Consider the following 25835-nt stretch of genomic DNA (forward strand, 5'->3'; position numbering starts at 1 on the left):
CACTAAGAGCGTAGCAAATTAAGGGCCTCTTGCGCAGTCATTACCCCTTCGTCAGTTGGAACAACCCAAACCTCGACACGACTTTGCGGTGTGCTAATTTTTAGAGTTAATCCTTTGATGGCTTCTTGGTTCAACTTTTCATCCAACTCAATGCCAAGCCAAGCAAATTTTTTGCATACCGCAGACCTCAAAGCGGGATCATGCTCACCAATGCCGCCGCTAAATGAAATCAAATCAAGGCCGCCAAGGCAAGCAATCATGGCGCCGCCCTCACGCATAATTTTGTAGATAAAAAGTTCAATCGCTTCTTTAGCTAAAGGATTGGAATCACTTCTCAATTTGCGCATATCCGCTGAAATAGTGGATACCCCAAGCAAACCACTCTTTCTATAGAGTAGATCTTGCAACTGATCGTGGGTATAACCACGCTCCACCAGATACATCAACACACCAGCATCTAACGAGCCGCTACGAGTGCCCATCATTAGGCCGTCCAGGGCGGAGAAGCCCATTGTTGTAGCAATACTTTTTCCATCAATCGCGGCACATAAACTAGCGCCGTTGCCTAGATGAGCCATAAGTACTTTATCTTTCGCCCTATTGGAGTTCTCGTTTAATTCACCAATAATGTACTGATAAGAGATGCCATGAAAACCGTAGCGTCGCACACCTTGATCGGTAATCTCTTTAGGCAAGGCCAAAGAAGTTTCAAGGTGACTCATTGATTTGTGAAAAGCTGTATCAAAACAAAGCACTTGAGGAATACCGGGAAACACTTGAGAAAATGCTTTCACACCATCCAAGCTATGAGGCTGATGCAATGGTGCCAGCGCACTCATAGCAGATAGTTTTTCTAGTATTGCGTCAGTAGAGACAATCGGTCGAAAAAACTCTGAGCCTCCATGAACAATGCGATGGGAGACCGCTCTAATTGATGGCAATCCTTTGATTTCAAGCAATAACTCTTTGAGGTGCATTAAAGCTGCAATAAATGGATCCTGATCTACATCCTGAAAATGCTCAGCATGCTCCACCCCTTGGTAGGCATAACGAAGCTCTGTTTTTCCACCGGGCTCTAGCCCCTCAAAACTGCCTGAGAGGATGGATGGCAGCACCGATCCCTGCTTAGTCGGATAGATTGAAAACTTGAGAGATGAAGAACCTGCATTAACAGTCAGAATTGCCATAAGAAAATATAGTGTGAATTAAAGGTCGACCAGCATTGGCGCTGCTTGCCCCTAGATGATAGCGAGTTACCCCCCTAAAAGCCCAAACCAAGGCCCTTATAAGTAAAAGTAGATAACTTATGAGAAGTTAATTGGCCTTTAGCGCCGCGATACCCCCTGAATCACTTCAAGATTGAGGATAATTAGGTTTTAGACAATCAAATTAAGCTTTTATGGCAGCCTACAACACTGAAACCGTTCTAACCGTTCACCACTGGAACGACACGCTCTTTAGCTTTACAACCACCCGCAATAAAGGCCTGCGCTTTCGGAGTGGTCACTTTCTGATGATTGGCCTCGAAGTTGAGGGCAAGCCCTTAGTGAGAGCCTACAGTGTTGCCAGTCCAAACTATGAAGAGCATCTAGAATTTTTAAGCATCAAGGTTCAAGATGGGCCACTCACCTCGCGCCTACAAAAGATTCAAGTAGGAGACCCCATTCTCGTCAGCGAAAAATCCGTTGGCACATTGGTTATTGACGATTTAAACCCAGGTAAACATCTATACCTCTTTAGTACAGGAACAGGTCTTGCGCCATTCATGAGCATTATTCGCGACCCAGATACCTATGAGAAATTTGAGAAGGTAGTGTTAATCCATGGGGTACGCCTTGTTAGTGAACTGGCTTACGGCGATTACATCAAGAATGAACTCACTCAAGATGAATATATTGGTGAAATCATTCGTGAAAAACTGATCTACTACCCAACAGTAACTAGAGAGGCTTTTAAACATACTGGACGCCTGACTACCGCCATTGAGTCTGGTCAGCTATTTAAAGACATTGGCCTTCCTCCATTAGACCCAGCAGTAGACAGGGCTATGATTTGCGGCAGCCCTTCCATGCTCAAAGAAACCGCTGAAATGCTGGATGCCAAAGGCTTTAAGGTCTCTCCAAGCCTTGGCCAGCTTGGCGACTACGTATTTGAACGTGCTTTCGTAGAAAAGTAAGCGCTAAGCTTTATATACACAAAAGTAGTTTAGTTATCGCTATATATTACTTGTCAATATATAGCGTCCTTGTTACAGTGTTTCTAACGAATATGGTTTCAAGGAGCCAAGATGTCCCCGGTCAGAGAGCATTACAACCCAGCCATTATTAGCTTGCTACGCGAGCATGATCGCTTGCCTCACGACAAGGTTGATGAGAGAAAAAGCTTTCAAAGACAAATTCTCTTTCTAATGAATGCCATCAAAACTGAGGAATTTGAGACCTCTTTTTCATAATGTTTTGATTTAAAAATAGATATAAAAAAACCGCCTCAGTGGCGGTTTTTATTTTTCTGGTTTACACCCGCATAAGGGTGCATGTTTTTCAGAAGCACTAGTCTTCTATTTGAAAGTAAACCACTTCATTGGCTTGGGTGCTGTCAGAGCGATCGCTACCCTTTGAGGCGATAAATATTTTTTCTGTAGTTAGCAAAACTGATTCAACCACAGCATCTTGCTTATTTTCTGTTGTGTAACCCATTTTGAACTCCTTCATTTGATCTAAGCTGGCATATGCATCTAGTGAGCTTAGAGAATAGAGTTTTTTTATATATCTGAAAAGAATATATATTTCATTTGCTTATACCTATTTCAATATAAACAAAAACAGTAAATTAATTGCCGCATTCGCAATCAGTAGCAGCAGGCAGAGCCTTTTCAATACGCCATCTGATACTGCGTGGGCCTGTAAAACCCCTTTAGCGACCCTCATTCCTAGCCAATACGCTGGAATGGCGACCACAAGATAGGCAAGCCAATCGATTCCACCACCCATCAGACTCGCCGCAACAATTGCAAAGATTGAAATACCAGAAACAAATTGAGATAACAGGGCCCGTGTTCTATCGAATGCTTGATTGGTCGAATTAAGATACAGCGCAGCAGGTGGCCCACCTATTCCACAAGAACCCAACAATAAGCCCGAAAGACTTCCTGCTAAGCCATCCAAAAGACTCGAGCTTGTTACTCGCACATGCGGCTTGAGAAGTAAGTAGCTAACAAAAAATAGAATGACTGCGCTTGTAGCTGTTTTCAATATTGAGATTGGTATTAGTCCGCCCAGCCAAATACCCAGAGGTAGAAAAATGACTGAAAAAAATAACATTGCCCAAAGACGAGATCGATCTTCTTGATGTAATTTCCAGTGCCTAGAAAGCAATGCACCACCGAACACTTCAGAGCACATCACGATCGGGATCAAAAATGGAATCGGAAATATCCACATGAGAACGGGCGTCATAATGAGCGCCCCACCGAAACCACTTAACCTTCGAATGAAACCACCAAAAATTGCCGCAAATGTTAATAAACAAATTGCGGCTAGGTTTTCAAAAATCAAACAGCCTCGCTAACATCGTGCTCGCCGGCGATGAGATCGCGAATTTGACGGCGGATCTCTAAATAAGCAGGAGTATCCTCAACCATTCTGCGAGGCTCTGGTACCCGAATAATTTCCTTCACTCTTCCAGGGCGACGTGTCATCACGACAATGACGTCTGAAAGATTAATAGCCTCTTCAATGCTATGAGTAACTAAGACAACTGTCTTGCTTTCCTCATTCAAAATTCGAATCATTTCAGCTTGCATCATGGCGCGATTTTGCGCGTCCAAGGCAGCAAATGGCTCATCCATTAACAAGACGGTAGGATCAACAACTAGCGCTCTAGCAATAGATACTCGTTGACGCATACCACCGGAGAGTTGATGAGGATAGTGATTGGTAAATTGACTCAAGCCTACCAGCGCAGCAAAGCGCGTCACAATCTGCTTAACCTCACCCGCATTAATGCCTTTGATTTTTAAACCAAATGCAATGTTGTCGTAAACGGTTAGCCATGGGAATAGCGCATAGTCCTGAAAAACCATCGAGCGATCTGCCCCAGGACCATTTACTACCTTGCCAGCACATTCAATATGACCTGCTGTCGGAGTTTCAAATCCAGCAATCAAATTGAGAAGAGTTGTCTTTCCACAGCCACTATGGCCCAAGATTGAGCAAAACTCATTCTTGCGAACTTCTAACGAGATATCCTCAATAGCCAAGACCTCTTGACCCTTAGCATGCATTGAAGGATAAATTTTTCTTACGTGATCTACTTTAAGTGCTGGCATTGAATTATTCATTTGAATGATTAGTTTATTAACAAAACTGGTTAGGCATTAAGCGCTCTTGACCACGGCATGAGTTTCTGGGCCGTGTATCTAATGAGTCTATCGAGGCATAAGCCAATTACGCCAATAGCCAACATACCAACCAAAATATAGTCAGTACGCAAAACAGTACGCGCATCATTAATTAAGAATCCCAAACCAGAATTGGCGCCAACCAGCTCGGCCGCAACCAAGGCCATCCAACCCACTCCCAAACCAATACGAATACCGGTCACTATCTGAGGTAGGGCTGCACGCAGAACTACACGAGTAATCACACCCCAAGAACCAGCACCCAAACAGCGTGCTGCTCGAATGAGGTTCGGCTCTACATTTTTTACAGCATCAATCGTGTTCAATAATATTGGGAAGAAAATTCCCAAGAAAATAATGAATTGGTTTTGAGTGTTACCAACACCAAACCACAAAATACTTAGCGGGATCCAGGCGATTGGGGGAATAGGTCGCAAAATTTCTACAATTGGATCCACCTGCTCGTTCACCCATTTAAAACACCCCATCACTATTCCCAGGGGAATAGCGACAGAGGCATAACAAAACGCCACAAATTCTCTAGATAAGCTATCGAATAAATGCTTCCAGATTTCTCCAGACTGCATTAATTCAAAACCGCCTTGCGCCACTCCCGAAGGAGGTGGCAACAAGGTAGATTCAGTTTTATCCAAAATAAACCGACTGGCATATTCCCAGGCGGCAAGCAAAATAATCAATAAAGCTAGACGACGAAATTGCTTGAAAAAGTTAATTATTGGCATAGCTCTTATTTCTTATAGGTCTTACCATCAAAGGACCAATCTCTTACGAGATCACCCTTTTCTGGGAAAGGCTGTGGTGTAGTGGTATTTAATGGATTCATATAAGTTGGATACGGAGTTTTATCCATTGGCGCAGACCAGCTGGCTGGTAAAAATGGTGGTCTTGAAATTGTTGCCCAACCTAACTTCTCGAACGTTTTATCCATAAAGCGTGTATCTACTGCGCGCGCAAAATCAATGCCGGTTAACTTATTCTGAATACGCTTGTTCTCATAAAGCCATGTGTAGATTGGCTCATTTGCACGACCCCAAAATACCGGAATTGGGTAAATGTAATTAGGTTTATAGAGCAAGTTGTAGGCAGAGATTTGTTGACGCAAGATGTCTTTTGAATAGTTCTTCAAGTTTGGATCTTCTTGCATGACATCAACCGCAGCATCTGGATTCTTTCTAATCCAAAGTGTTGCCTCGGCAATCGCATCAGTAAATGCTTGCACTACGTCAGGTGCGTTATCAATGACTTCTTGGCGCACATAGAAGGTACCGGCATAAATGTTGTACGGATAGCTGTCGCTAATAATTCTAGCGTTCTTGCGCTCTTTAGACATGATGGTTGGGGTTGGGTCCCAAGGAACTACCGCATCAATACCTTTTGGCATCGCCATTTGCTCACCTGGAGGCATATTTTTTAGGATGATATCTTTGCCAATCTCAATGCCATTCGCTTTAGCTGCTGCTTGAATATAAAACTCAGCTGAGGAGCCAGTCACGATACCAATAGTTGCTGGTGGATTGGAGCCCTTGAAGTCCTTAAAGGATTTGATCTTGGAATCCAATGGCACTAAAACAGCGTGCATCAAATTAGTATTAATTACCGCGATTGTCTTCACGGGAATGTTTTTATCAATCAAAGAGGTGAATGGGAAGTTACCTCCATTACCAAACTGGAATCGCCCAGAAATAATGACTTCATTGATCGCAGGTCCCGATGGGAACGCCTGTAATTTAGCCTCGATACCGCGCTTAGATAAAAGACCTTTCTTATCCATTACCAAATTGACTGTATTTTGACCAGACCAAGGCGGTTGGAAAGCAATTTGCACAGGCCACCAGCCTTTTTCCTTGAGCCAAGCTACAGACTTAGCTGAGACTTTCTCATCCGCTCCCTCTGGCCACCCATAATCATTGAACTTTGTGGCGTTTTGTGCCATTGACAGCATTGGAGCGCCCGATAACATGGCGACAGCGAGCACTGAAAAGATACGGCGTGATGCGCTAAATTGTTTCATTACGATCTCCTTAAAATTGAAATTTCTTGCACCAAATACCAAAAGCAAAGGCCAAAAAACTAACTGCTGAAGCTTAACTCTATACCACCCAATCTGGTTCTAATTTTTCTATATTCTTTTTTCATAACTAAATACTTCACCAACTCAGTAAAGGGCTGTAAAGCAGGTCCCTGCTTCAAAGCCTCTTGGGCACCGTCCTTCAAACCCAAGGCAAGATGCTCAGGATAAAAGGCATGAAGACTCAACTGCTCCTTGCTAATTGAGCGGCCCCATTTTTTTCTTAGGCCAGGCAAAGCAGGCTCAATTAATTCACCAGGTCGACGAGAGGCGTCATAGTCTACGTTCGCACGCGCCATAACCTGAGCGCTTGGTGTGCCAGCCAATCTTCCATAGTGACCCTTGAGATAAAGCTTTATCTCATCAGGGATTGTTTTATAGCGTTCACCCTGCATCACATTCAGGACTGCTTGAGTAACAATATATTGAGCAAATGGGCTCACTAAAATGGGGTAACCCAAATCCTCGCGAACTCTCGCGGTCTCCTCCAGAATCTCTGCCTCTCTATGAGAGATGCCCATCGTAGCTAATTGAGCGCGCAGATTAGAAATCATCCCGCCGGGGATTTGATGCTCGTATAGAGCTGGGTCATACGCCGCCTTCTCTCCTCGAGCAAAATTGTCGCGCGCGCAAATCCAATCAAAGTACTCATCCACCTTTTGCAAGGCTGAATGATTCATCTTGGGCGCTCGACCGAGTTTTTGAGCGCTGGCATACACATCCAGCACTGAAGGGAGAGAGGCACCATTTGCTAAGCAATCAGTTGCCACATAGCCATAAGCAAACCCAGCCTTGATAGCCTCTTCGTATACCAATGGCGCCAAACCGGATTGGCAATGCGAATGTAATTTAATGGGAATGCCTGCTGCCGCAGAAACCACGGCAGGGAAAAGAGTCGCCGATCTTTCGGGGGTAAGCAAGCCGGTAGGATCTTTTACCGAAATGAAATCTACACCTAATTTAACCAACTCACGTGTACGGGCAATGAAGTAAGCATCGTCGTGCACAGGACTTAAGGCATAAGTCAACATAGCATTAATGAGCATGCCGTGTTTCTTGCCAGCCTTTACAGAAGATTCGATATTGCGGTTATCGTTCAGAGCGTCATAAACAGTCAATACTCTGACGCCGGACTGAGCCAACAACTCTACATTGAGTGCCACAACATCGTCTGGAAACAATTCAAATGTATAAATGCTTTGACCGCGCGTTAATGCGTCTGTTGGAGTACTGAGTTGCTCGCTTAAAAACCTCATGCGCCTCCATGGGTCTTCGCGCAAGAAGCGCACCATGACATCAAAAACAGCGCCACCCAATATGTTGATATAGCCATAGCCGGCTTGATCTATATCAGCTAGAGCTGGATACATATGGGGAGTAGTCATACGAGTAGACCAAAGGCACTGATGCGCATCGCGCAGAGTGACGTCGATCATTTCGAATGGTTTTTTAGTTGCCATTAAGTCAGCTCAATCACCATGAGTGGTTGTCCAACTTCAATCGTCGCACCATCTTCAACCAGGATACGAGATACCCTCCCCGTGCATTCCGCAGGTATGGTGTTAAGCAATTTCATGACCTCGACAATGCATAGATCTGTTGTAGGTGTGACGCTATCACCCACCTCAACGAACGGATCGGAGCTAGGACTTGGTCTGCGATAAAAAGTTCCGATCATCGGGCTTTTAATAGCGCGCTCTGATGGGGAAAGACTTAACGAAGATGCAGCAACAGCAGGAGCGGCAATGCTTACAGATGTAGGCATGGCTACTTGAGGCGCAACATAAGTGCTCGGCGCTGATGTGATTTGTGGACCTACTGAAATCTCAATCTCAAATTCCTCAGTCTTATAGCCGAAGGTAGTGAACGTGCCTGCATCCTTAATGAGGGCAACAATTTCCTTCACCTGCTTCATCGTGAATTCAGGTGGCAACTTAACCTTCGTTGCAGCTTTTTTAACTGGAACTTTTTTGGAAGGCTTTGTCTTTACTTTCGCTTTTGAGGCGACTTTCTTTTTTGTTTGCACTGTCTCGTATTTTTAGTTAATATTTTCTCTAATGAAATTTAAAGTATCATCAGGTGAAATGCTTTAAGGGTAAACACTTAAAAACGCAAATATCTTCAAAAAATCCTCAATAAATGCCACAAAAGCTCTCCCGCATCACTCCTCCAGCCGAAATATTGGAAGAATCCGCTAAATCCAGCATGGCGGAAAAGGTATTGCTCATACTGGAAACTATTGCCGAATCAGAATTTCCACTCACTCTTGAGACTATTTCCACAGGAACCGGCTTAGCCAAACCCACGGCATTTAGATTGCTTAATACATTAGTTGCCCAAGGATTTATCGAACGCGATCCCAATGGCAGACGTTTTCAGCCAAGCGCAAAACTCAGAATCATGGGAATGAATATTCTCTCTGTGGACTCAATTCGGTCACAACGCGTAGCGGTAATGAAACGTCTTGTTGAAGAAATTGGTGAAACCTGTAACTTCAATATCTTGGACGGCAATAAAGTAATGTATTTAGATCGCGTCGAGACAAGCGCGCCTATTCGTCTTCACGTGGATCTCGGCATGCGCGTGCCCTTGCACTGCACTGCGAGTGGAAAGTTATTTCTCTCAGGCATGACTGAGTTGCAGGTTCGACGCTCGCTAGGTAACGAGCCATTTGAAACCTACACACCAAGAACAATAACTACTTACGACAAACTATTTGTTGAGCTTGAAAAAATTCGCAATGATGGCTATGCCCTTGATGAATCGGCCTTCCTAGAGGGATTTATTGGAATTGCCGTGCCAGTCATCAATTCAAAATATAAAACATTTGCCACTATTACAGCGCATGGTCCAGCCCCACGCATGCAAGAAAAATCGATTGATTTTTATGTCAAGCCATTAAAGCGTGCAGCGAATGATATTCAAAGCAGCCTATCCGATACCAGCAATTAATTTCATGGAAACAATATGACCACTCCCGTAATCATCACAGTAGCAATGACAGGCGCAATACCTCGCAAGAAAGATTGTCCAGGATTGCCAGTCACTACTAGCGAGCAGATTGAAGAAACGCATAAAGCGTTTGAAGCGGGTGCATCCCTTGCGCATATTCATGTGCGTAATGCAGATGAAACCCCCAGTTCAGATCCTGATTTATATGCAGCTGTTCAAGAGGGCATACAAAAACATTGTCCAGGAATGATTATTCAGTTTTCCACTGGTGGTCGTGGACGAGATCAAGCTGCTCGCGGTGGAATGTTGTTCCATCGACCTGACATGGCCTCACTCGCAACAGGTTCCGTGAATTTTCCAACGGGGATTTATGAAAATCCCCCTGAGTTTGTAGATGGCCTTGCAAGCGAGATGCTGAAGTACGAGATCAAGCCAGAAATCGAGATTTTTGACCTTGCTATGCTCTATAACGCTGCCAATTTAGTTGAACGCGGTCTCCTCAAAGCACCAGCACACGTGCAATTTGTCATGGGCATCCCCAATGCAATGCCCGCACGACGCACGATTCTAGAATTTCTCATTTCCGAATTAAAGGCAATCATGCCAGATGCGACATGGACTGCAGCCGGTATTGCACGTCATCAATTACCAGTCAATGAATGGACTCTCGAATTAGGTGGTCATGTCAGAACAGGCCTTGAAGACAATACGCGCTTTGATAAAACTCGAGCCGCTAAAGACAATGCCGAACTCGTTGCGCGCCTTGCTGAGATGGCGCCTAATTACAACCGCACAGTAGCAACCCCGGCGCAAGCTCGTGAAATTTTGGGATTAAGAAAGCATTAATCAATATGTCCAATACATCTTTTGATTACATCGTTGTCGGCGGCGGCTCATCTGGTTGTGTTTTAGCTAGCCGCCTCTCAGAGGACCCCAAGAACTCTGTTTGCTTAATTGAAGCGGGACCCAAGGACCGCTCTCCCTGGATTCATTTACCAATTGGATACGCAAAAACGATGTGGGATCCAAAGCTGAACTGGAAATTTCAGACTGAGCCTGATCCCGGTGTAAACAATAGACAGATTTATTGGCCTAGAGGCAAGACACTAGGTGGCTCCAGTTCAATCAATGGTCTTATTTTTATTCGCGGACAAAAAGAAGACTACGACACTTGGCGCGACCTTGGAAATCCTGGCTGGGGCTGGGATGATGTACTGCCCTACTTTAAAAAAGCAGAAGGAAATGATCGCTTAAGCGAGCCACTCCATTCACAAAAAGGCCCCTTAAAGGCGTCGTCTATTCCGAAGAAACATCCATTGGTGGAAGCATTTAAAAAGACTGCCAATGCTTTAGGGGTGCCCGAGACAGATGATTTCAATAACTTAACGCAAGAAGGGGTTGGCTACTATCAACTCACTACCCACAAAGGTTTTCGCTGCAGTACCGCGGTTGCTTATTTAAAACCCGCTAAGCATCGTAATAACCTAGAAATCCTGACAGACAGTCAGGCTTGTAAAGTTATTTTTGAGAATAAAAAAGCCGTAGGTATTGAAATATTCCGTAACGGTAAAAAAAGCATAGTGCGCGCTAATAAAGAAGTCATCCTGAGTGTAGGCGCTATTCAGAGCCCCCAAATTTTGCAACTATCTGGAGTGGGTCCAGCCAAACTATTGCAAGAATTTAATATCCCGCTTGTGCATGACTTGCCAGGAGTTGGAGAAAATCTACAAGATCATCTACAGCACCGCCTAATTTATGAATTAAATCAACCCATCTCGACTAATGACCAACTCTCCTCTTGGTTTGGACAACTCAAGATGGGCTTAGATTGGTTATTCTTTCGCGGTGGACCGCTTTCAATCGGCATCAATCAAGGCGGTCTCTTTACACGCGTGATGAAGGACTCCAAAACACCTGACATTCAGTTTCACTTAGCAACACTTTCTGCAGAGATGGCTGGTGGCAAGGTTCATCCCTTCTCTGGATTTACTATGTCGGTATGCCAACTCAGACCAGAATCCCGTGGTCACGTCCGCATTCAGTCAACAGACCCACTGGTACCCCCCAAGATGTTTGCTAATTACATGTCAACATCATATGACCGTGAAATTAGCATTGCTGCCGTTAAGTACGCCAGAAAAATTGCGCAAACTGAACCGCTTCGCTCTCTGATTACTAGAGAGGTAAAACCGAATAACCCACAATCCGATGAAGAAATTTTAGAGTTTTGCCGCAATAATGGCGCAACGATTTTTCATCCAACCGGTACCTGCCAAATGGGACCAGATAGCGACCCGATGGCAGTACTCGATGCTTCATTAAAAGTGAGGGGTGTACAAGGCCTCAGAGTTGTTGATTGTTCGGCGATGCCAACCTTACCTTCGGGCAATACCAACTGGCCTGCGGTAATGCTTGCAGAAAGAGCTGCCGATTTGATCTTGGGTCGAATTTAAGCCCGATGCGCTGGCAACTACCTTTTAGTAAGTGGCTTCCTGAGTACCGAACGCTAGGAACGATACGCGCAGATATTTTTGCTGGCCTGACTGGCGCCATTGTTGTTATGCCTCAGGGTATTGCCTTTGCATTATTAGCAGGTATGCCGCCTCACTATGGCCTATACGCAGCCATGATTCCGTGCCTAATTGCAGCGCTATTTGGCTCAAGCCGCTTAATGGTTACTGGTCCAGCCAACGCCATCTCCCTCACAACGATGGCACTGATTTCCCCGCTCGCACTTCCGGAGTCAGATCAATATGTTGGTTATGTTTTAACGCTGAGTTTTTTAGTAGGCGCATTGCAACTCGTCTTAGGATTAGCTAAAGCTGGTAAATGGGTAGAAAAGATTCCACACTCAGTCATTGTTGGTTTCACTGTTGGCGCAGCAATTCTGATTATTAATAGCCAACTGGGCACCCTTCTTGGCATCAATATTCCAAGAGGCAAGGGTGTTCCAGAAACAATCAGTGCTGTAGCATTCGCACTGATCAACAATCAATGGCAAATGGCAGCGCCAGCGGTAGTGCTCTTCACCTTAATCGCCATTCAAATCTGGAAGCCACTGAATCGCTTTCTACCTGCCATGCTGGTAGCCGTTGTACTAGGAAGCATTGCAGCTGCTTTACTTGAAACATTAATGCCTGGCGTGGTTGCCTTCAAAAAAGTTCAGGAAATACCCGGTGCATTCCCGCCAATATCCAGCCCAGACTTAAGTAGCGAAACTTTACAAAAGCTATTTAGCGCCGCCCTGATCATGACACTGCTGGCATCGACCGAAGCAATGGCTATTGCACGCGCAATTGCATTAAAAACAAAAGATCAGTTCAATGCTAACCAAGAATTTATTGGGCAAGGGTTGGCCAATGTATGCGGGTCATTCTTCTCTGCCTACCCTGCTAGCGGCTCATTCAATCGCACTGGCGTAAACCTTGCCTCTGGAGCAAAAACACCGCTCTCAGCGATTTGCGCTGCCGTTTTTCTTTTTATCTTGCTTGCCTTTGTCTCGCCACTAGCAAAGCATATCCCCTACGTAGTTATTGCATCCCTATTACTAGTGGTAGCCTGGAACTTAATTGATATAAAGCAGATTCGCCATGAATTTCATATGGGAGCAAGAGAATGGATTCCAATGTTAATTACCGGCATTGGCACTATTACTATTCCACTGGAATGGGCAATACTTGCTGGAATCATCAGTTCCATACTCATCAAACGCTTTACCGCAAAGACCTAGAAAACCTAGTGTGCTTTTTGTAGATCCAATAGCTTTAGGCGCTGCACTTTACCCGAGGGTCCACGCGGTAGATCTTCCATAAAGAGAATGATTTTGGGTGTTCTAAATTTCCCCAGCTCTTTTAGACAGAATGAACGCATTTCGTCTTCAGTACATTTTGCTTCTGGCTTGAGAACAATACAGACCATAATTTCTTGTCCATAGTTGCTATCAGGAATACCCACTGCCGCGGCATCTAATACTGCGGGATGCTTCAAGACTGCCTCATCGATTTCGCGTGGAGCAATATTCTCTCCGCCTTTGATGATCAACTCTTTCAAGCGCCCGGTGATGAAATAAAAACCATCATCGTCACGCATACCCAGATCACCAGTTTTTAACCAACCTTCACTATCAAAAGCTTTGGTGGTTTCCGCCTCCGCCTTGTAGTAAGCATTGAGTACGTTCCCACCGCGTAGACAAATTTCACCCACGGTATTGTTACCAAGAAGGTTGCCCTCTGGATCAATAACTTTAGCCTCTACACCACAAGGTTGGCCAGGACTACCGTAGCGTCTACTTTCGTCATGGGGATTACAAAAGACCATTGAGGCTGACTCTGTCATACCCATTCCCTCAATGACGGTGATTCCAAAGAGAGCTTCAAATTCACGATGATGCTCGGGCGGTAGAGGAGCAGAGGCAGATCGACCAAATCGAATCGACTTCAAGTCCTCGCGACTAGGCAATGCACCACCACTCTTAGCGGCATTAATCAAATACGCAATGATGGTAGGAACCATATTGATCCAAGTACAGCGATACTGAATTGCCAAACTCCACCAACTTGAAACAGAAAAAGCATGTGGCGCCACCACAGACCCACCGGATACAAATGGTGTGATTGTTGAGATAACTTGTCCGTTGATGTGGTAAATCGGCAGTGAACTCAACACAATATCTGACTGTGTTAATGAGTGCCATGCTGCCATAGAGCGCGCAGCATGCAATAGATTAGCGTGGGTAAGCAAGACCCCCTTAGGAGTTCCGGTTGTACCGGAGGTATACATCAAGAGAGCAGGTTGTGAAGACGTAGCCGATGGCAATATTCCGGGTGCGCACTGCATAAATGGTCCTGCTGCCGCATCTGGATCTAGCTCAATCACCTTGAATTTTCTTTTGGTCTTCTCAAGAGCTAAAAATAATCCCTGCTTCTTATCGGGCGAATAAAACAACACCTCAATATCACTGTGATCTAACACCCAAGCTAGTTGATCGGTGGGCGCCAATAGATTTAAAGGGGTAATCACTCGCCCACAGGCCATGGTTGCCAAAAAAACTGTAGTGGTTTGGCGCCCATTTTGCATAAAGAGGCCCACATGACCCTTTGCACTAATACTCTCCTGCTCCAACCAGGCTTCAAAATGACGCGCTTCCTTGGCAAGCTGCCCATAAGTCAGGGCAGCGCTAATTTCAGGAGCAAACAAAAATGGTTTTTCAGGCTGAACCTTCTCCCAATATGAAAGCACCTCACCCAAACTCTTGCATGAAGCAGTCATCATCGAATTACGCCTGAGGATAGCGACTGAAATACTCTTTCAGCAAATCTTCAACCTTGGGCACATGCTCCGGAATGGGTCTAACCACTCTCGTAATGTTGAGGTAGTGGCGATAGTTCATGTTCTCTGAGAAATTATTTTTACCCCATGTTCCGCAACCCATGGATAAGGAAAACGGTAAGCCATTTTCAAAACTACCGCCAGTAGCAATCGCATGTGCCTGGTTAACAATGATTCTGGCAACAGGCAATTGCTGTGCAAGAGCGGCAGCCCGAGACTCTAAAGTCTCACCACTTTGTGCGGTATGTAAACCAACAGAATGACCCGCTCCTTGATAAGCATATACATTGGAAATTAATGCTTTGGCAGCTTCAAAATCTGTAGCCTTCCACACCGTCAAGACGGGACTTAATTTTTCGCCAGAAAAAGGAACTGAAGGCCCGAAGCCCTGCTCTTCAACCATAAAGAATTTGGCTGATTTTGCCTTTGGATTTTGCAATTGCGCACGCTCAGCAATTACCGCTGGATTCTGAGCGGTCAATGTTGAAGTCAGTTTGCCATTCTGAAACATAACAGCTTCCAGTCGCTTCTTATCAGCGGCATCTAGCATCAAGCCACCTGCCGCCTCCAGCGCACCGATAGCTTTGTCATAAACCTGAGAGCAAATCACCACGCCATTCTCACTAGAGCAACTAGTGGCGTTATCAAATGTTTTGGACTGCAATATTTTATTGGCTGCACTAGCAAGATCAGCATGCTCGTCAATAATAACCAGAACATTACCAGCCCCAACACCGAAAGCAGGAGTGCCACAGGTATATGCAGCACGAATATTTGCCTGAGATCCAGTTGCCACAACCAAATCAGCTAAGCGCATCAATTCATTGGTGGAATCTTTGGTAATCGGAAATGGCAACATCTGCACTAAATCTCTAGGCGCCTTAACTAGATCTAATTGTTGATGTACGAACTCGAGCAAACGGGCACAAGTCGAATACCCTTTTGGAGAAGGCGCCACTACTACCGCGTTTCGGCACTTCAAAGCATTTAAGATTTTATTAATCGGGGTAGCGCCAGGGTTGGTTGACGGTGTAATAGCAGCCACCACACCAACGGGACGAGCATACTCTGTCAAACCCGACTTTAAGTCCTCGGAAATAATGCCAACTGTTTTTGCGTAACTTAAGTCGCGCACTAATCCCAAGGTTTTTCTAAAGTTCTTTTTGAACTTATCAGCCACATCCCCTAAGCCAGTATCTTGAACAGCAAGCTCTGCCAACTCTTGATTTCGCTTTGGCTCAAGAATCGCCCAGGCAACCGCCTCAACCACTAAGTTCACTTGAGCTTGTGTGTAACCCTCATATAACTTCTGGGCAACACGTCCACGTTCAATAATTGCTTCAACTGGCGTCATCATTAGTATTCTTATCTTATTTATTTACTGCACATCTTTAGGGTGAACTTATTTATTCGGCTTTAATTGCTGCATCCTTGGTTACTTTTTTCCATTTAACCAATTCAGTTTTAACAATCGCTCCTAATTGAGCAGGCGTACTACCAACTGCCTCAGCACCTTGAGCAAGCAATTTGTCCTTAACGGCAGGCTCCGCGAGCACCTTGACTGTAGCCTTATATAAAGTATCGATAATTGGCTGTGGTGTACCCGCTGGCACAAACATGGCATACCAAGAGTCCACTTCATAATCCTTGAAACCTAGTTCAGCCATGGTTGGCACGTCTGGGAAAACTGGTGAACGTTTTACGGTAGACACCGCTAATGCACGGAGCTTTCCAGCCTTGACGTAGTTAGCTGCAGCAGGAATGGAAACCCAAAGCAGCGGCACCTGACCAGCCATGACATCAGTAATTGCAGGACCACCCCCACGGTATGGGATATGCATCATTGAAACACCGGCAGACCCCGCCATCATCGCACCAGCTAAGTGGCCAGGCGATCCATTACCCACAGAGGCATATGAAACTGCTTCTGGTTTTGCCTTTGCCATTTGAATAACTTCTTTAACAGACTTAGCTGGGAAATCTGGATTGGCTACTAAGATTTGGGGCAATGAAGCAACTAAAGAAACTGGTAAAAAATCTTTTTCAGTATCAAAAGCCAGTTTTGGATAAATTGCCGGATTGATAGTGTGTGATGAAAGCGTAAACAAAACGGTGTAACCATCTGATGGTGACTTGGCTGCAATATCCGTTCCGATAGATCCTCCCGCGCCGCCGCGGTTATCAATAATGACCTGCTGACCAAGCGCTTGGCTTAATGGCTCCTGCACAATACGCGCGATCACATCAGTGCCTCCACCAGGTGGATAAGGAACGATAAATTTGATTGGCTTAGTTGGCCATGCTTGTGCCTGAGCAAGATGAGCCCAACCGAGTGAGCCCATAAAAGCAAGGGTTGTTGACAGTACAGCGGCTAATAGATTGCTTCTACGCATAACCAATCTCCTATTTAGTACTACTTTTAGGCTTATCTTAGCCCTTATTTACTGTATGAGAAAGCATAAATGATCTTATTAAACGGAACAAGTTGTTTCGTATAAGTAAAAATACTAACATTTTCCCTGGAATTTACAACCTTGTTCTATTAGAATGAACAAAATGACACATTTCATGAGATCTAACGCCCATGCTTGAATTAGACACCATAGAACAGCCTGATACCGCTAAAAGGGATAGTTCCAGCGAGAACTCATCCATGCTCAAAGGCGTAGTGATCTTGGAGGCTTTGGCCGCATTGCAGCAGCCCGCCACCCTAGCCCAACTCATGCAAATTACCGGAATGCCAAAAGCATCCCTGCATAGAACCTTGGCCATTTTTGAAGAGGCAGGCTTGGTAGCAAGGGAGCCAGGCGGAAGAACCTATGCCCCTGGTGAGCGACTTTCTCATCTGGCGATGTCCACAATGACGCACGATAGTGTTTCAGCTATTCGTCATACTATCCTACGCGGCTTAGTCGCTGAACTAGGTGAAACCTGCAACCTTGCTGTTTTAAGGCGCGGTGAATTGTTTTATTTGGATCGCGTCGAAGCTGACTGGGCTTTGCGCCTTCACCTACCGCCAGGCACAGTGCTACCTCCACATTGCAGTGCCAGCGGAAAATTACTTCTTGCTTACAAACCTGTAGATGAGCGTACCAAGATTTTAGAAAGTCTTCCGCTACAGCAATTTACTCATAGAACTATTACTGATCGCCACCTATTGGAATCAGAGATGGAAAGAATTGTGAGTACCGGCTATGCGGTAGACAACGAAGAATATGTATTAGGAGTTTCTTGTGTGGCAGTACCCGTCAAGGACTCACTAGGTGAGGTAGTAGCAGCGATTGCCGTTCATGCAGCAACAGCAAGACTCCCTCTAAATCAAGCGATGGAACATATTCCTAAGCTAAAAGAAGCGTCTGAGCGCATCTCTCAAACCCTTTCCTAATTAGTACAGCATCAAAGCCACCTCAGGACAAATCTAAACGTGAAATATCCACTCTTAGAAAAAATGATTGAGGAGGCTAAGAGCAATCTACCTCTCGGGGTGGTCTATCCCCTCAGTGCTCCAGCGCTAGAAACTGTTTTCGATCTCATTAAAAGACAGTTATGCACTCCGATTTTGATAGGCCCCAAAAAAGACATTGAAGAACTTGCGGCAATAGAGGAACTTTGTTTAGACGGCATACAGATTGTGGACACACCTAAAGATCCGATCTTGGCAACCAAGAAAGCGGTTGAGATGGTGAAAGAGGGCAAGCTAGCAGTTTTGATGAAGGGATCTTTGCACACCGAAGACCTCATGGGGCCGATTGTGCATCGAGATGGATTGCGCACTGATAAACGCGTCAGTCATCTCTTCTTATTTGAACTTGCGCGCTACCACAAGCTGCTTGGCGTAACTGATGCTGTTGTGAATATTGCGCCAAACGCCCAACTCAAAAGAGAAATCCTAGCGAATAGCTTGGATGCCTTAAAGAGATTAAGTATTAGCAACGTCAAAGTAGCAATCATTGCAGCTACTGAAGTGATTAACCCTGCAATGTCTTCCACCACGGATGCAAAAGAGATTGTTGATGAACATATTGCTCATCCAATTTTTCCAGATACGATCATCGAAGGTCCTTTTGGATTTGATAATGCGATTTCCGCACAGTCAGCCAGAACAAAAGGGATTTATTCAAAGGTAGCGGGCGATCCTGACCTACTTTTGATGCCTGATTTGCAAGTCGGCAATATCCTTTACAAGTCCTTTGTCTATATGGCGGGTGCTGAATGTGCAGGCACCATTCTGGGCGCTCAAGTTCCAATCACCCTGACCTCCAGATCTGATTCTGTTTTTTCTAGAGTGGCATCCACAGCGATGGCTATTCTGCTTGCCAAAAACCCTCAATAATTGAGAAGACCATGTTCAAAATATTTTCCAATGATCCCGTGCATGACCCGATTAATAAGCAAGCACCCGCAACGGAGATCAAAAAAACTACCTGCTATATGTGCGCCTGTCGTTGTGGCATTCGAGCACATCTGCGCGATGGCAAATTAGTCTATATCGACGGCAATCCTGAGCACCCTTTGAACCAAGGCGTCATCTGCGCCAAAGGCTCTTCAGGAATCATGAAGCAGAATTCCCCTGCGCGCATCACGCAGCCGCTGTTGCGTAAAGCAGGAAGTGAAAGAGGGAACGGTGAGTTTGAGCCCATTAGCTGGGAAAAGGCTTTTGATATTCTGACTGAGCGTCTTGCGAAAATTCGCGCCACTGATCCAAAGAAATTTGCCCTCTTTACTGGTCGCGACCAAATGCAAGCCTTAACCGGTTTATTTGCAAGGCAGTTTGGCACGCCTAACTATGCAGCGCATGGCGGCTTTTGCTCTGTAAATATGGCTGCAGGCATGATCTACACCATCGGTGGGAGCTTCTGGGAATTTGGTGGTCCAGATTTAGATCAAGCGAAATTATTTGTCATGATTGGCACAGCTGAAGATCACCATAGCAATCCAATGAAGATTGCTTTATCTAAATTTAAACGGGCTGGCGGTCGCTTTATCTCTATCAACCCAGTGAGAACTGGCTACTCTGCTATTGCTGATGAATGGATTCCGATTAAACCCGGAACCGATGGTGCATTATTTATGGCCTTGATGCATGAACTGATTCGCCTTGAGAAATACGACGCCCCATTCTTAAAGCGCTTTAGCAACTCAGCACAATTAGTTTGTATGGATTCAGGTCCGGAGGAAGGCTTATTCCTGTATGACCCTGACTCTGACCCACTCAATACCGATTTGCCACACAACAAATATATCTGGGATGAAAAATCTCAAAGCGCTAAACCTTGTTTTGCGCAAGGAACATCGCCAGCACTGCTCGGCGAATATGTGATGGGCCCAGGCCCACACCAAGGCAAGAAAGTAGCTCCCTCATTTGAACTTCTCAAACGACAAGTTAGTGAAACTACTCCAGAATGGGCTGCAGCTATCACTAGTATTCCTGCAGAACGCATTCGGAAGCTTGCGCTTGAAATGGCAGACACTGCATTCGGTCAAGAATTTGAATTACCGATTCCATGGACAGATTCTTGGGGCGAAAAACATGACTCTGTAACCGGTAGACCCGTTGCTTTCCATGCGATGCGCGGCTTATCTGCCCACTCAAACGGGTTTCAGACAACTCGTGGCTTAGCTGTACTGATGTCACTATTGGGCACCATCGATCGTCCAGGTGGTTTTAGACACAAAGCGCCTTATCCAAGACAGGTGCCGCCAAATGCAAAGCCCCCTTCCTCTGAAAATGACATCAAGCCAAATACCCCGCTAGCTAAACCTCCACTCGGATGGCCAACACAGCCAGAAGATTTGGCGCTAGATTCTGATGGCAAACCGCTGCGTATTGATAAAGCCTATTCCTGGGAGCACCCGTTAGCTGCACATGGATTAATGCATAACGTCATCACCAATGCAGTGAAGGGTGACCCCTACTCCATCGATACGCTCATGATCTTCATGGCTAATATGTCATGGAATTCCACCATGAATACCATGGAAGTTCGTGAACATCTCAACGCCAAAAATGATGATGGTGAATTTAAGATTCCATTCTTAGTAGTGTGTGATGCATTTCAATCCGAGATGGTGGACTTTGCAGACTTAGTACTTCCTGATACCACCTATCTCGAGCGCCATGATGTAATGAGCATGCTTGATAGACCAATCTCGGAGTTTGATGGTCCTGTTGATTCTGTGCGCATCCCTGTTCTGGAGCCTTTAGGCGAATGCAAACCATTCCAGGAAGTATTGATTGAATTGGCTTCACGTTTAAAGTTCCCGGCGTTTACCACTCCAGAAGGTGAGCGCAAGTTCAAAGATTACCCTGACTTTATTACCCGCTTCCAAACCACTCCTGATTCAGGTATTGGGTTCTTGAGTGGTTGGCGCGGCAAAGATGGGGATAAGCCATTGCGCGGCGAACCCAATCCAAATCAGTGGCAAAAATACGCTGAAAACAATTGCGTGCATCAATATCACATGCCTCCAGAGCATCAATACATGCGCAACTGGAACAAGGGCTACTTAGACTTCTCAAAAGAAAATGCTCTGCGCCAGAAGAATGATCCAATCATGATTGCGATCTACTCAGATATCTTGCAACGTTTTAGATTGGCATCTACCGGAAAACGTCCCGGCGCACAACCTCCAGAACATCTCAAAGCACGCATCTACAAATACTTTGATCCGCTGCCTTTCTGGTATCCACCGCTGGAAGATGAAGCAACTGATCTCACTAAATTTACATTGAATGCAATTACCCAGCGCCCAATGGCGATGTACCACTCATGGGACTCACAGAACGCTTGGTTAAGGCAAATTCATAGCCACAACTATTTATACGTCAACACTGCTACTGCACTCAAGAGCGGCATCGCTGATGGCGCCTGGATGTGGATTGAATCTCAATGGGGCAAAGTCCGCTGCATGGCAAGGCATTCAGAGGCGGTTGACCCAGGCACAGTATGGACTTGGAATGCGATTGGTAAAGCAGAATCCGCTTGGAGCCTGACAAACGATGCGGATGAATCTAAAAAAGGATTCTTGTTAAACCACCTCATCTCTGAAGAGCTTCCATTGGGCGGATTTACCGTCAGCAACTCCGATCCAATCACTGGTCAAGCTGGCTGGTATGACGTCAGAGTTCGATTGGCGCCCGCAGATGAAAATGAACCAAAAGAAACTTGGCCACAAGTAAAAGCATATGAAGTTCCTGGAATGGCCCTCAAAAAATCGGGGGAGACAAAATGAGCAAAAAAAATAAACAACTAGCTCTCGTTATTGACTTAAATGTATGTGTGGGTTGCCATGCGTGTGTTACCTCTTGTAAAGAGTGGAACACCTCTGGCTCAGCAGGTCCACTAACCGATCTTAATGCTTATGGGGCTAGCCCAAGTGGCACATTCTTTAATAGAGTGCAAACCTTTGAAGCAGGTACATTCCCAAATACACAGACGGTTCACTTTCCAAAATCTTGCTTGCATTGCGAAGAGCCCCCCTGTGTTCCAGTTTGCCCTACTGGTGCAAGCTATAAACGCAAAGAGGATGGCATCGTTCTCGTAGACTACGATAAATGCATTGGTTGCAGCTATTGCTCTTGGGCTTGCCCTTACGGCGCACGCGAGCTTGATCAAGAACGCCAGGTGATGACTAAGTGCACACTCTGTGTAGATCGCATCTATAGCGAGACTTTGCCAGAGGCTGAGAAAAAACCGGCTTGTGTACTAGCATGTCCTACTAGCGCGCGCATCTTTGGTGATGTACATGATCCAGAGTCTGCCGCAAGCAAAGCGATAGAAGAACGCTCAGGTTATGCGCTCATGCCTGAATGGGAAACTCAACCAGCCAATCACTACTTACCGCGCTCCATTATGGAAACGATTGATGCAGCAAGGAATGACAAATAATGCGCCCACAATTTTCAATTATTTTCTTTACCACCTTGGCCGGAATGGCTCAAGGCCTACTATTTTTTATAGCGCTAGCAAACTTGCATAGCCAAGCCACCCCAAGCGCATTTCTTACTAACCTCGCTCTACCAGTTGCTTTTGTTCTGCTAGCTTTGGGCTTAGTTGCTTCATTCTTTCACTTGGGTCACCCCGAGCGAGCATGGCGCGCTGCCATGATGTGGAGAACTTCCTGGTTATCGAGAGAGGTTATCGCTCTACCAGCAGTTATGGCTGTCACAGTAGTTATTTACCTCTATGCGCGCTTTAGCCAAGTACCGCAGTGGCTATGGCTTGCTCTGCTTTTCACCACCATGGCTCTTTGGGTATGCACCGCAAAGATCTATCAGTGTATTCGCTTCATTCAGGAGTGGTCCCACCCTTCCACCCTAACTAACTTTATTCTGCTGGGGATGACTTCAGGCTGGATCTTGTTAGAACTTCTCATTGCAGTATGGGGAGATACTTCTGTACAAATGATTGATGCTCCACTTTCAGTTATTGCTTTCTTACTATTATTTTTATCATTCAATCTAAAGCTCTGGATTTGGAGCCGCAACCGCAAACTAAAGCCTAAGTCAAATCTAGCTTCAGCGACTGGCATCAAAGGTAACAATATTCGCCAAACCTCTATGGGTCTTATGGGCGGGAGTTTTAATACTCGTGAATTCTTTCATCATCAAACAGATAAAGTGATAGCTAATTTACGTAAGATCATTTTGCTTTGTGCTTATGTGGTCCCCATGATTTTGATGGCTTATGCCATTAGCTCACCTAGTTTCTTGGTGATTGCATTGGCATTGCTCATCAACTATCTGGGTTTACTCGCAGAAAGATGGATGTTTTTTGCAGAAGCCAACCATCCACAAAATTTGTATTACCAACGAGTTTCCTAAATTCACCTGATGCCGATGGATCAATTTGCCGAACAGCTTATCCACGGCAGAACTCACATATCACCGAAAAGGCTGGGTAACCCAGGTCCTAGTCAAGCTCAAAAGGAAACCATCCTCTTGGCAGCTAATGCGGCACCTGATCACGGCAGAATGGTGCCATGGCGCTTCATTGAAATACAAGAAAGTAGTCGCTCTGCTCTTGGCGAGGTTTTTCGTCAATGTCTGCTAGATCGAGATCAAGAGGCTACTTCAATACAACAACAAGAAGCGCTTGATAAAGCCTCTCGTGGACCACTACTATTGCTGGCAGTGGCAAACTACAAAGACAGCAATGAAGATATCAGCAGGCAAGAAAAGCTCATATCTCTTGGCTGCGCCATTCAAAACATTCTCTTAAGCGCTTACGCCTTTGGTTTTGGCTCAGGATTATCGAGCGGTAGAGCACTACAAAGCGATCGCATTAGAGCATTATTTCAACTCACCGATGACGAAGAGCCCATCTGCTTTATTACGATCGGCACGGTATTAAAAAATAAGCCCGGCCGTATTCGACCGAGCTTATCTGAATACCACTCCATTTTTTAAAAGATAACTAGAGAACCTCTACTGTTTGGTTCTTGGTATCGATGCGCAATCTAGCCCCGCTGACAATAGCTTGAGTGATATCGCAATCAAAACCACTTAGCATGGGGATGCCGGCGTGTGCTGCGCCTTGGGCCAAAATTGGATTTACAGCATTAAAAATAATGGCTGATGGACAAAGATTCCTAGACTTCATCTCAAATAGCATCCAAGCACTTGCAACGCCACCTTTGGCGGCATCTAATACCAAAATTTTATCTTTATACGATTGGCCATATAACTTATGAGCCGGTCTTGAAAAGACTCCCTTAAGACGATCTAAGTCATAACGAGCGGAAAAACCATCTGATGCGCTAAGGCACTCACCCTCGATACTCTCGCCCTGAGCATGTTTAGCCTTATATATTTTTGTACTCACTTAAGTCTCCCCGTTACAGCAGCCTGAACACAATCTTCCATCGACGCCAACATCGGCGTGTAGCCATAGCCACCCAAAATATTTACTATCTTTGCGCTATTTGTTGCCAACACCTTCCATCCGTTTGTCTCGGCAATTTCTCTCGCATACGATTGATAAAAGCACATGCCAGAAAACACCGTTCCGCCAGCACTCTCAATCATTTCGGTATAGCCCATGCGATCAGAGTCAGGCTTCACTTGCGGACTTGTCATGGCTAGCAAAGGCTTGATAAATTTCTTGCCATTGCACAACTCGGCAATACTCTTCATTTCCATCAGGCTTAATTGCGGAGCCGAAAATACAACGACATCGATTTCTTCCGCAATCCGATACGAATTTTGCAATCCCATCACCTCTTCTTTAGTGATAAGAATCTCTGGAAGATGAAGATACTCAAGATCTCGGGGCCGCAGAGCCTCAGGAGTCACTCCCAGCACATGAAATAAAGCCGTAGAACCAAAACTGGCCATGGCTGCGCCAAAATGCTTCATAGCATCAGAGCCAGGATGGCCTGCAATTCCCTCGAGCACAGGTACAGACCAGTAGTTACCCGATTTTTTTCCGATTAATCCACCTAACGCACCCCATTCATTCAAAGTCTGAGGAGTCCATGAAGTTTTAAAACGATGAGTTGGTTTACGGTATTGATCTAAGTGATAGCCATAACGCGGTGTTCTGCCGGTAAGACCCGCCGCTAATGCCGAAGGGCCGCCCTCAAAATTAGATCGAGCACCACAAACACTGTTTGAGTAGATCACGACGCCCGTATCGCCAAACGCTAAATGCTCGCCGAACACCGGAGCCATAATCGTTTGGTAATTAATACAGGTGTCTGTCATTGATACACCCATTTTGACAAATGCATCAATCGCACGTCTCTCCAACTCAAGCATCTTTTCGGTTTGACCCAATTGTTTCGCTTTTGTGAAATCGGTTCCTCTTGGGTCGGTAATGGTTGGGATACGAACCATGCGGTCTGCAATAGCATTTTTTGCCAATCCCTCTAACCACTCAACCCCAGCCTCACCAAGACTCTCTGTATCAGCCATGATATGAGCCTGGGATACAGGAACTAAATCCTCAGCACCAAAAAATTCACCCACCTTAATTTGATGTTGAATTGCAATTTGTCTAACTGGCCCAAACTCTCCAGCAAGCATTGCCTTTTCTTCTGCGTTCAGTTTCATTTTTTCTCTTATCA

At 45.3% G+C, this 25835-nt stretch carries 25 protein-coding genes; 12 read left to right on the top strand and 13 right to left on the bottom strand.

The features are described 5' to 3' along the window. Nucleotides 1-2: 2 nt before the first annotated feature. Nucleotides 3-1187: an acetate/propionate family kinase gene (locus tag ICN19_RS02075; RefSeq protein WP_216245347.1), complete on the bottom strand. Its 1185-nt coding sequence runs from the start codon at nucleotides 1185-1187 to the stop codon at nucleotides 3-5. Between the two features lie 212 nt (nucleotides 1188-1399). Between ICN19_RS02075 and ICN19_RS02080 the strand changes: the two genes are divergently transcribed. Together ICN19_RS02080 and ICN19_RS02085 are read left to right on the top strand one after the other, a co-directional pair. Continuing rightward, nucleotides 1400-2176: a ferredoxin--NADP reductase gene (locus ICN19_RS02080; protein WP_216180507.1), complete on the top strand. Its 777-nt coding sequence runs from the start codon at nucleotides 1400-1402 to the stop codon at nucleotides 2174-2176. Between the two features lie 111 nt (nucleotides 2177-2287). Next, nucleotides 2288-2452, top strand: a complete 165-nt coding sequence (locus tag ICN19_RS02085) for a hypothetical protein (protein ID WP_216231461.1) — start codon at nucleotides 2288-2290, stop codon at nucleotides 2450-2452. A gap of 97 nt (nucleotides 2453-2549) precedes the next feature. On the opposite strand, the gene ICN19_RS02090 is transcribed toward ICN19_RS02085, so the two are convergent. From ICN19_RS02090 to accB, 7 genes are all read right to left on the bottom strand, one after another. Next, entirely contained in the window at nucleotides 2550-2696 is a 147-nt protein-coding gene (locus ICN19_RS02090) for a hypothetical protein (protein ID WP_216245349.1), read from the bottom strand. A gap of 105 nt (nucleotides 2697-2801) precedes the next feature. Beyond that, entirely contained in the window at nucleotides 2802-3554 is a 753-nt protein-coding gene (locus ICN19_RS02095) for a sulfite exporter TauE/SafE family protein (protein ID WP_216245351.1), read from the bottom strand. After that, entirely contained in the window at nucleotides 3551-4339 is a 789-nt protein-coding gene (locus ICN19_RS02100; protein ID WP_216245354.1) for an ABC transporter ATP-binding protein, read from the bottom strand. The genes ICN19_RS02095 and ICN19_RS02100 overlap by 4 nt, the downstream gene beginning before the upstream one ends. Before the next feature lie 29 nt (nucleotides 4340-4368). Further along, nucleotides 4369-5142, bottom strand: coding sequence for an ABC transporter permease (locus tag ICN19_RS02105; RefSeq protein WP_216231457.1), 774 nt, complete (start codon nucleotides 5140-5142; stop codon nucleotides 4369-4371). A 5-nt stretch (nucleotides 5143-5147) separates the two neighbouring features. Beyond that, the gene (locus ICN19_RS02110; protein ID WP_216245355.1) at nucleotides 5148-6431 is read right to left on the bottom strand and encodes an ABC transporter substrate-binding protein; all 1284 of its coding nucleotides are present in this window, start codon (nucleotides 6429-6431) and stop codon (nucleotides 5148-5150) included. Nucleotides 6432-6490: 59 nt separating this feature from the next. Next, nucleotides 6491-7948, bottom strand: a complete 1458-nt coding sequence (locus tag ICN19_RS02115) for a pyruvate carboxylase subunit B (protein WP_216245357.1) — start codon at nucleotides 7946-7948, stop codon at nucleotides 6491-6493. Continuing rightward, nucleotides 7948-8514: an acetyl-CoA carboxylase biotin carboxyl carrier protein gene (accB, locus tag ICN19_RS02120; RefSeq protein WP_370625106.1), complete on the bottom strand. Its 567-nt coding sequence runs from the start codon at nucleotides 8512-8514 to the stop codon at nucleotides 7948-7950. Before accB ends, ICN19_RS02115 begins: the two co-directional genes overlap by 1 nt. Nucleotides 8515-8627: 113 nt before the next feature. Between accB and ICN19_RS02125 the strand changes: the two genes are divergently transcribed. The 4 genes from ICN19_RS02125 to ICN19_RS02140 are packed head-to-tail and all read left to right on the top strand — an operon-like array spanning nucleotide 8628 to nucleotide 13170. Next, complete coding sequence (locus ICN19_RS02125; protein WP_216245359.1) at nucleotides 8628-9440, top strand: IclR family transcriptional regulator; 813 nt, start codon at nucleotides 8628-8630, stop codon at nucleotides 9438-9440. Nucleotides 9441-9455: 15 nt separating this feature from the next. Next, entirely contained in the window at nucleotides 9456-10286 is an 831-nt protein-coding gene (locus ICN19_RS02130; protein WP_216245361.1) for a 3-keto-5-aminohexanoate cleavage protein, read from the top strand. Nucleotides 10287-10291: 5 nt separating this feature from the next. Next, a complete protein-coding gene (locus ICN19_RS02135; RefSeq protein WP_216245368.1) occupies nucleotides 10292-11893 on the top strand; it encodes a GMC family oxidoreductase in 1602 nt (533 codons plus the stop codon). Nucleotides 11894-11898: 5 nt separating this feature from the next. Continuing rightward, entirely contained in the window at nucleotides 11899-13170 is a 1272-nt protein-coding gene (locus tag ICN19_RS02140) for a SulP family inorganic anion transporter (RefSeq protein ID WP_216245370.1), read from the top strand. Between the two features lie 5 nt (nucleotides 13171-13175). Here ICN19_RS02140 and ICN19_RS02145 read toward each other — a convergent pair whose 3' ends face one another. The 3 genes from ICN19_RS02145 to ICN19_RS02155 are packed head-to-tail and all read right to left on the bottom strand — an operon-like array spanning nucleotide 13176 to nucleotide 17161. Next, the gene (locus ICN19_RS02145) at nucleotides 13176-14711 is read right to left on the bottom strand and encodes an AMP-binding protein (RefSeq protein ID WP_216245373.1); all 1536 of its coding nucleotides are present in this window, start codon (nucleotides 14709-14711) and stop codon (nucleotides 13176-13178) included. Nucleotides 14712-14715: 4 nt separating this feature from the next. Continuing rightward, nucleotides 14716-16125 carry an aldehyde dehydrogenase family protein gene (locus tag ICN19_RS02150; protein WP_216245375.1) on the bottom strand — a complete coding sequence of 470 codons (1410 nt, stop codon included), beginning with the start codon at nucleotides 16123-16125 and terminating at the stop codon, nucleotides 14716-14718. A 49-nt stretch (nucleotides 16126-16174) separates the two neighbouring features. Further along, a complete protein-coding gene (locus ICN19_RS02155; RefSeq protein ID WP_216245383.1) occupies nucleotides 16175-17161 on the bottom strand; it encodes a tripartite tricarboxylate transporter substrate binding protein in 987 nt (328 codons plus the stop codon). A 191-nt stretch (nucleotides 17162-17352) separates the two neighbouring features. On the opposite strand from ICN19_RS02155, the gene ICN19_RS02160 reads away from it, so the two are divergent. The 6 genes from ICN19_RS02160 to ICN19_RS02185 are packed head-to-tail and all read left to right on the top strand — an operon-like array spanning nucleotide 17353 to nucleotide 24177. Continuing rightward, nucleotides 17353-18153 (top strand): IclR family transcriptional regulator, encoded by an 801-nt coding sequence (locus ICN19_RS02160; protein ID WP_255536905.1) that lies wholly within the window; start codon nucleotides 17353-17355, stop codon nucleotides 18151-18153. A 39-nt stretch (nucleotides 18154-18192) separates the two neighbouring features. After that, entirely contained in the window at nucleotides 18193-19101 is a 909-nt protein-coding gene (locus ICN19_RS02165) for a bifunctional enoyl-CoA hydratase/phosphate acetyltransferase (RefSeq protein WP_370625107.1), read from the top strand. An 11-nt stretch (nucleotides 19102-19112) separates the two neighbouring features. Further along, complete coding sequence (locus ICN19_RS02170; RefSeq protein WP_216245391.1) at nucleotides 19113-22001, top strand: molybdopterin oxidoreductase family protein; 2889 nt, start codon at nucleotides 19113-19115, stop codon at nucleotides 21999-22001. After that, nucleotides 21998-22657 (top strand): 4Fe-4S dicluster domain-containing protein, encoded by a 660-nt coding sequence (locus ICN19_RS02175; protein ID WP_216245393.1) that lies wholly within the window; start codon nucleotides 21998-22000, stop codon nucleotides 22655-22657. The genes ICN19_RS02170 and ICN19_RS02175 overlap by 4 nt, the downstream gene beginning before the upstream one ends. After that, nucleotides 22657-23592, top strand: a complete 936-nt coding sequence (locus ICN19_RS02180; protein WP_216245395.1) for a DmsC/YnfH family molybdoenzyme membrane anchor subunit — start codon at nucleotides 22657-22659, stop codon at nucleotides 23590-23592. The genes ICN19_RS02175 and ICN19_RS02180 overlap by 1 nt, the downstream gene beginning before the upstream one ends. Nucleotides 23593-23601: 9 nt before the next feature. After that, nucleotides 23602-24177 (top strand): nitroreductase, encoded by a 576-nt coding sequence (locus ICN19_RS02185; RefSeq protein WP_255536906.1) that lies wholly within the window; start codon nucleotides 23602-23604, stop codon nucleotides 24175-24177. Nucleotides 24178-24184: 7 nt separating this feature from the next. On the opposite strand, the gene ICN19_RS02190 is transcribed toward ICN19_RS02185, so the two are convergent. Together ICN19_RS02190 and ICN19_RS02195 are read right to left on the bottom strand one after the other, a co-directional pair. Beyond that, on the bottom strand, nucleotides 24185-24592 hold the full coding sequence (locus ICN19_RS02190; RefSeq protein ID WP_216245397.1) for an aconitase X swivel domain-containing protein: 408 nt from the start codon (nucleotides 24590-24592) through the stop codon (nucleotides 24185-24187). Beyond that, the gene (locus tag ICN19_RS02195) at nucleotides 24589-25821 is read right to left on the bottom strand and encodes an aconitase X catalytic domain-containing protein (protein WP_216245399.1); all 1233 of its coding nucleotides are present in this window, start codon (nucleotides 25819-25821) and stop codon (nucleotides 24589-24591) included. Before ICN19_RS02195 ends, ICN19_RS02190 begins: the two co-directional genes overlap by 4 nt. Nucleotides 25822-25835: the final 14 nt, after the last annotated feature.

The sequence above is a fragment of the Polynucleobacter sp. AP-Capit-er-40B-B4 genome (genome assembly GCF_018882245.1).
GTDB lineage: Bacteria > Pseudomonadota > Gammaproteobacteria > Burkholderiales > Burkholderiaceae > Polynucleobacter.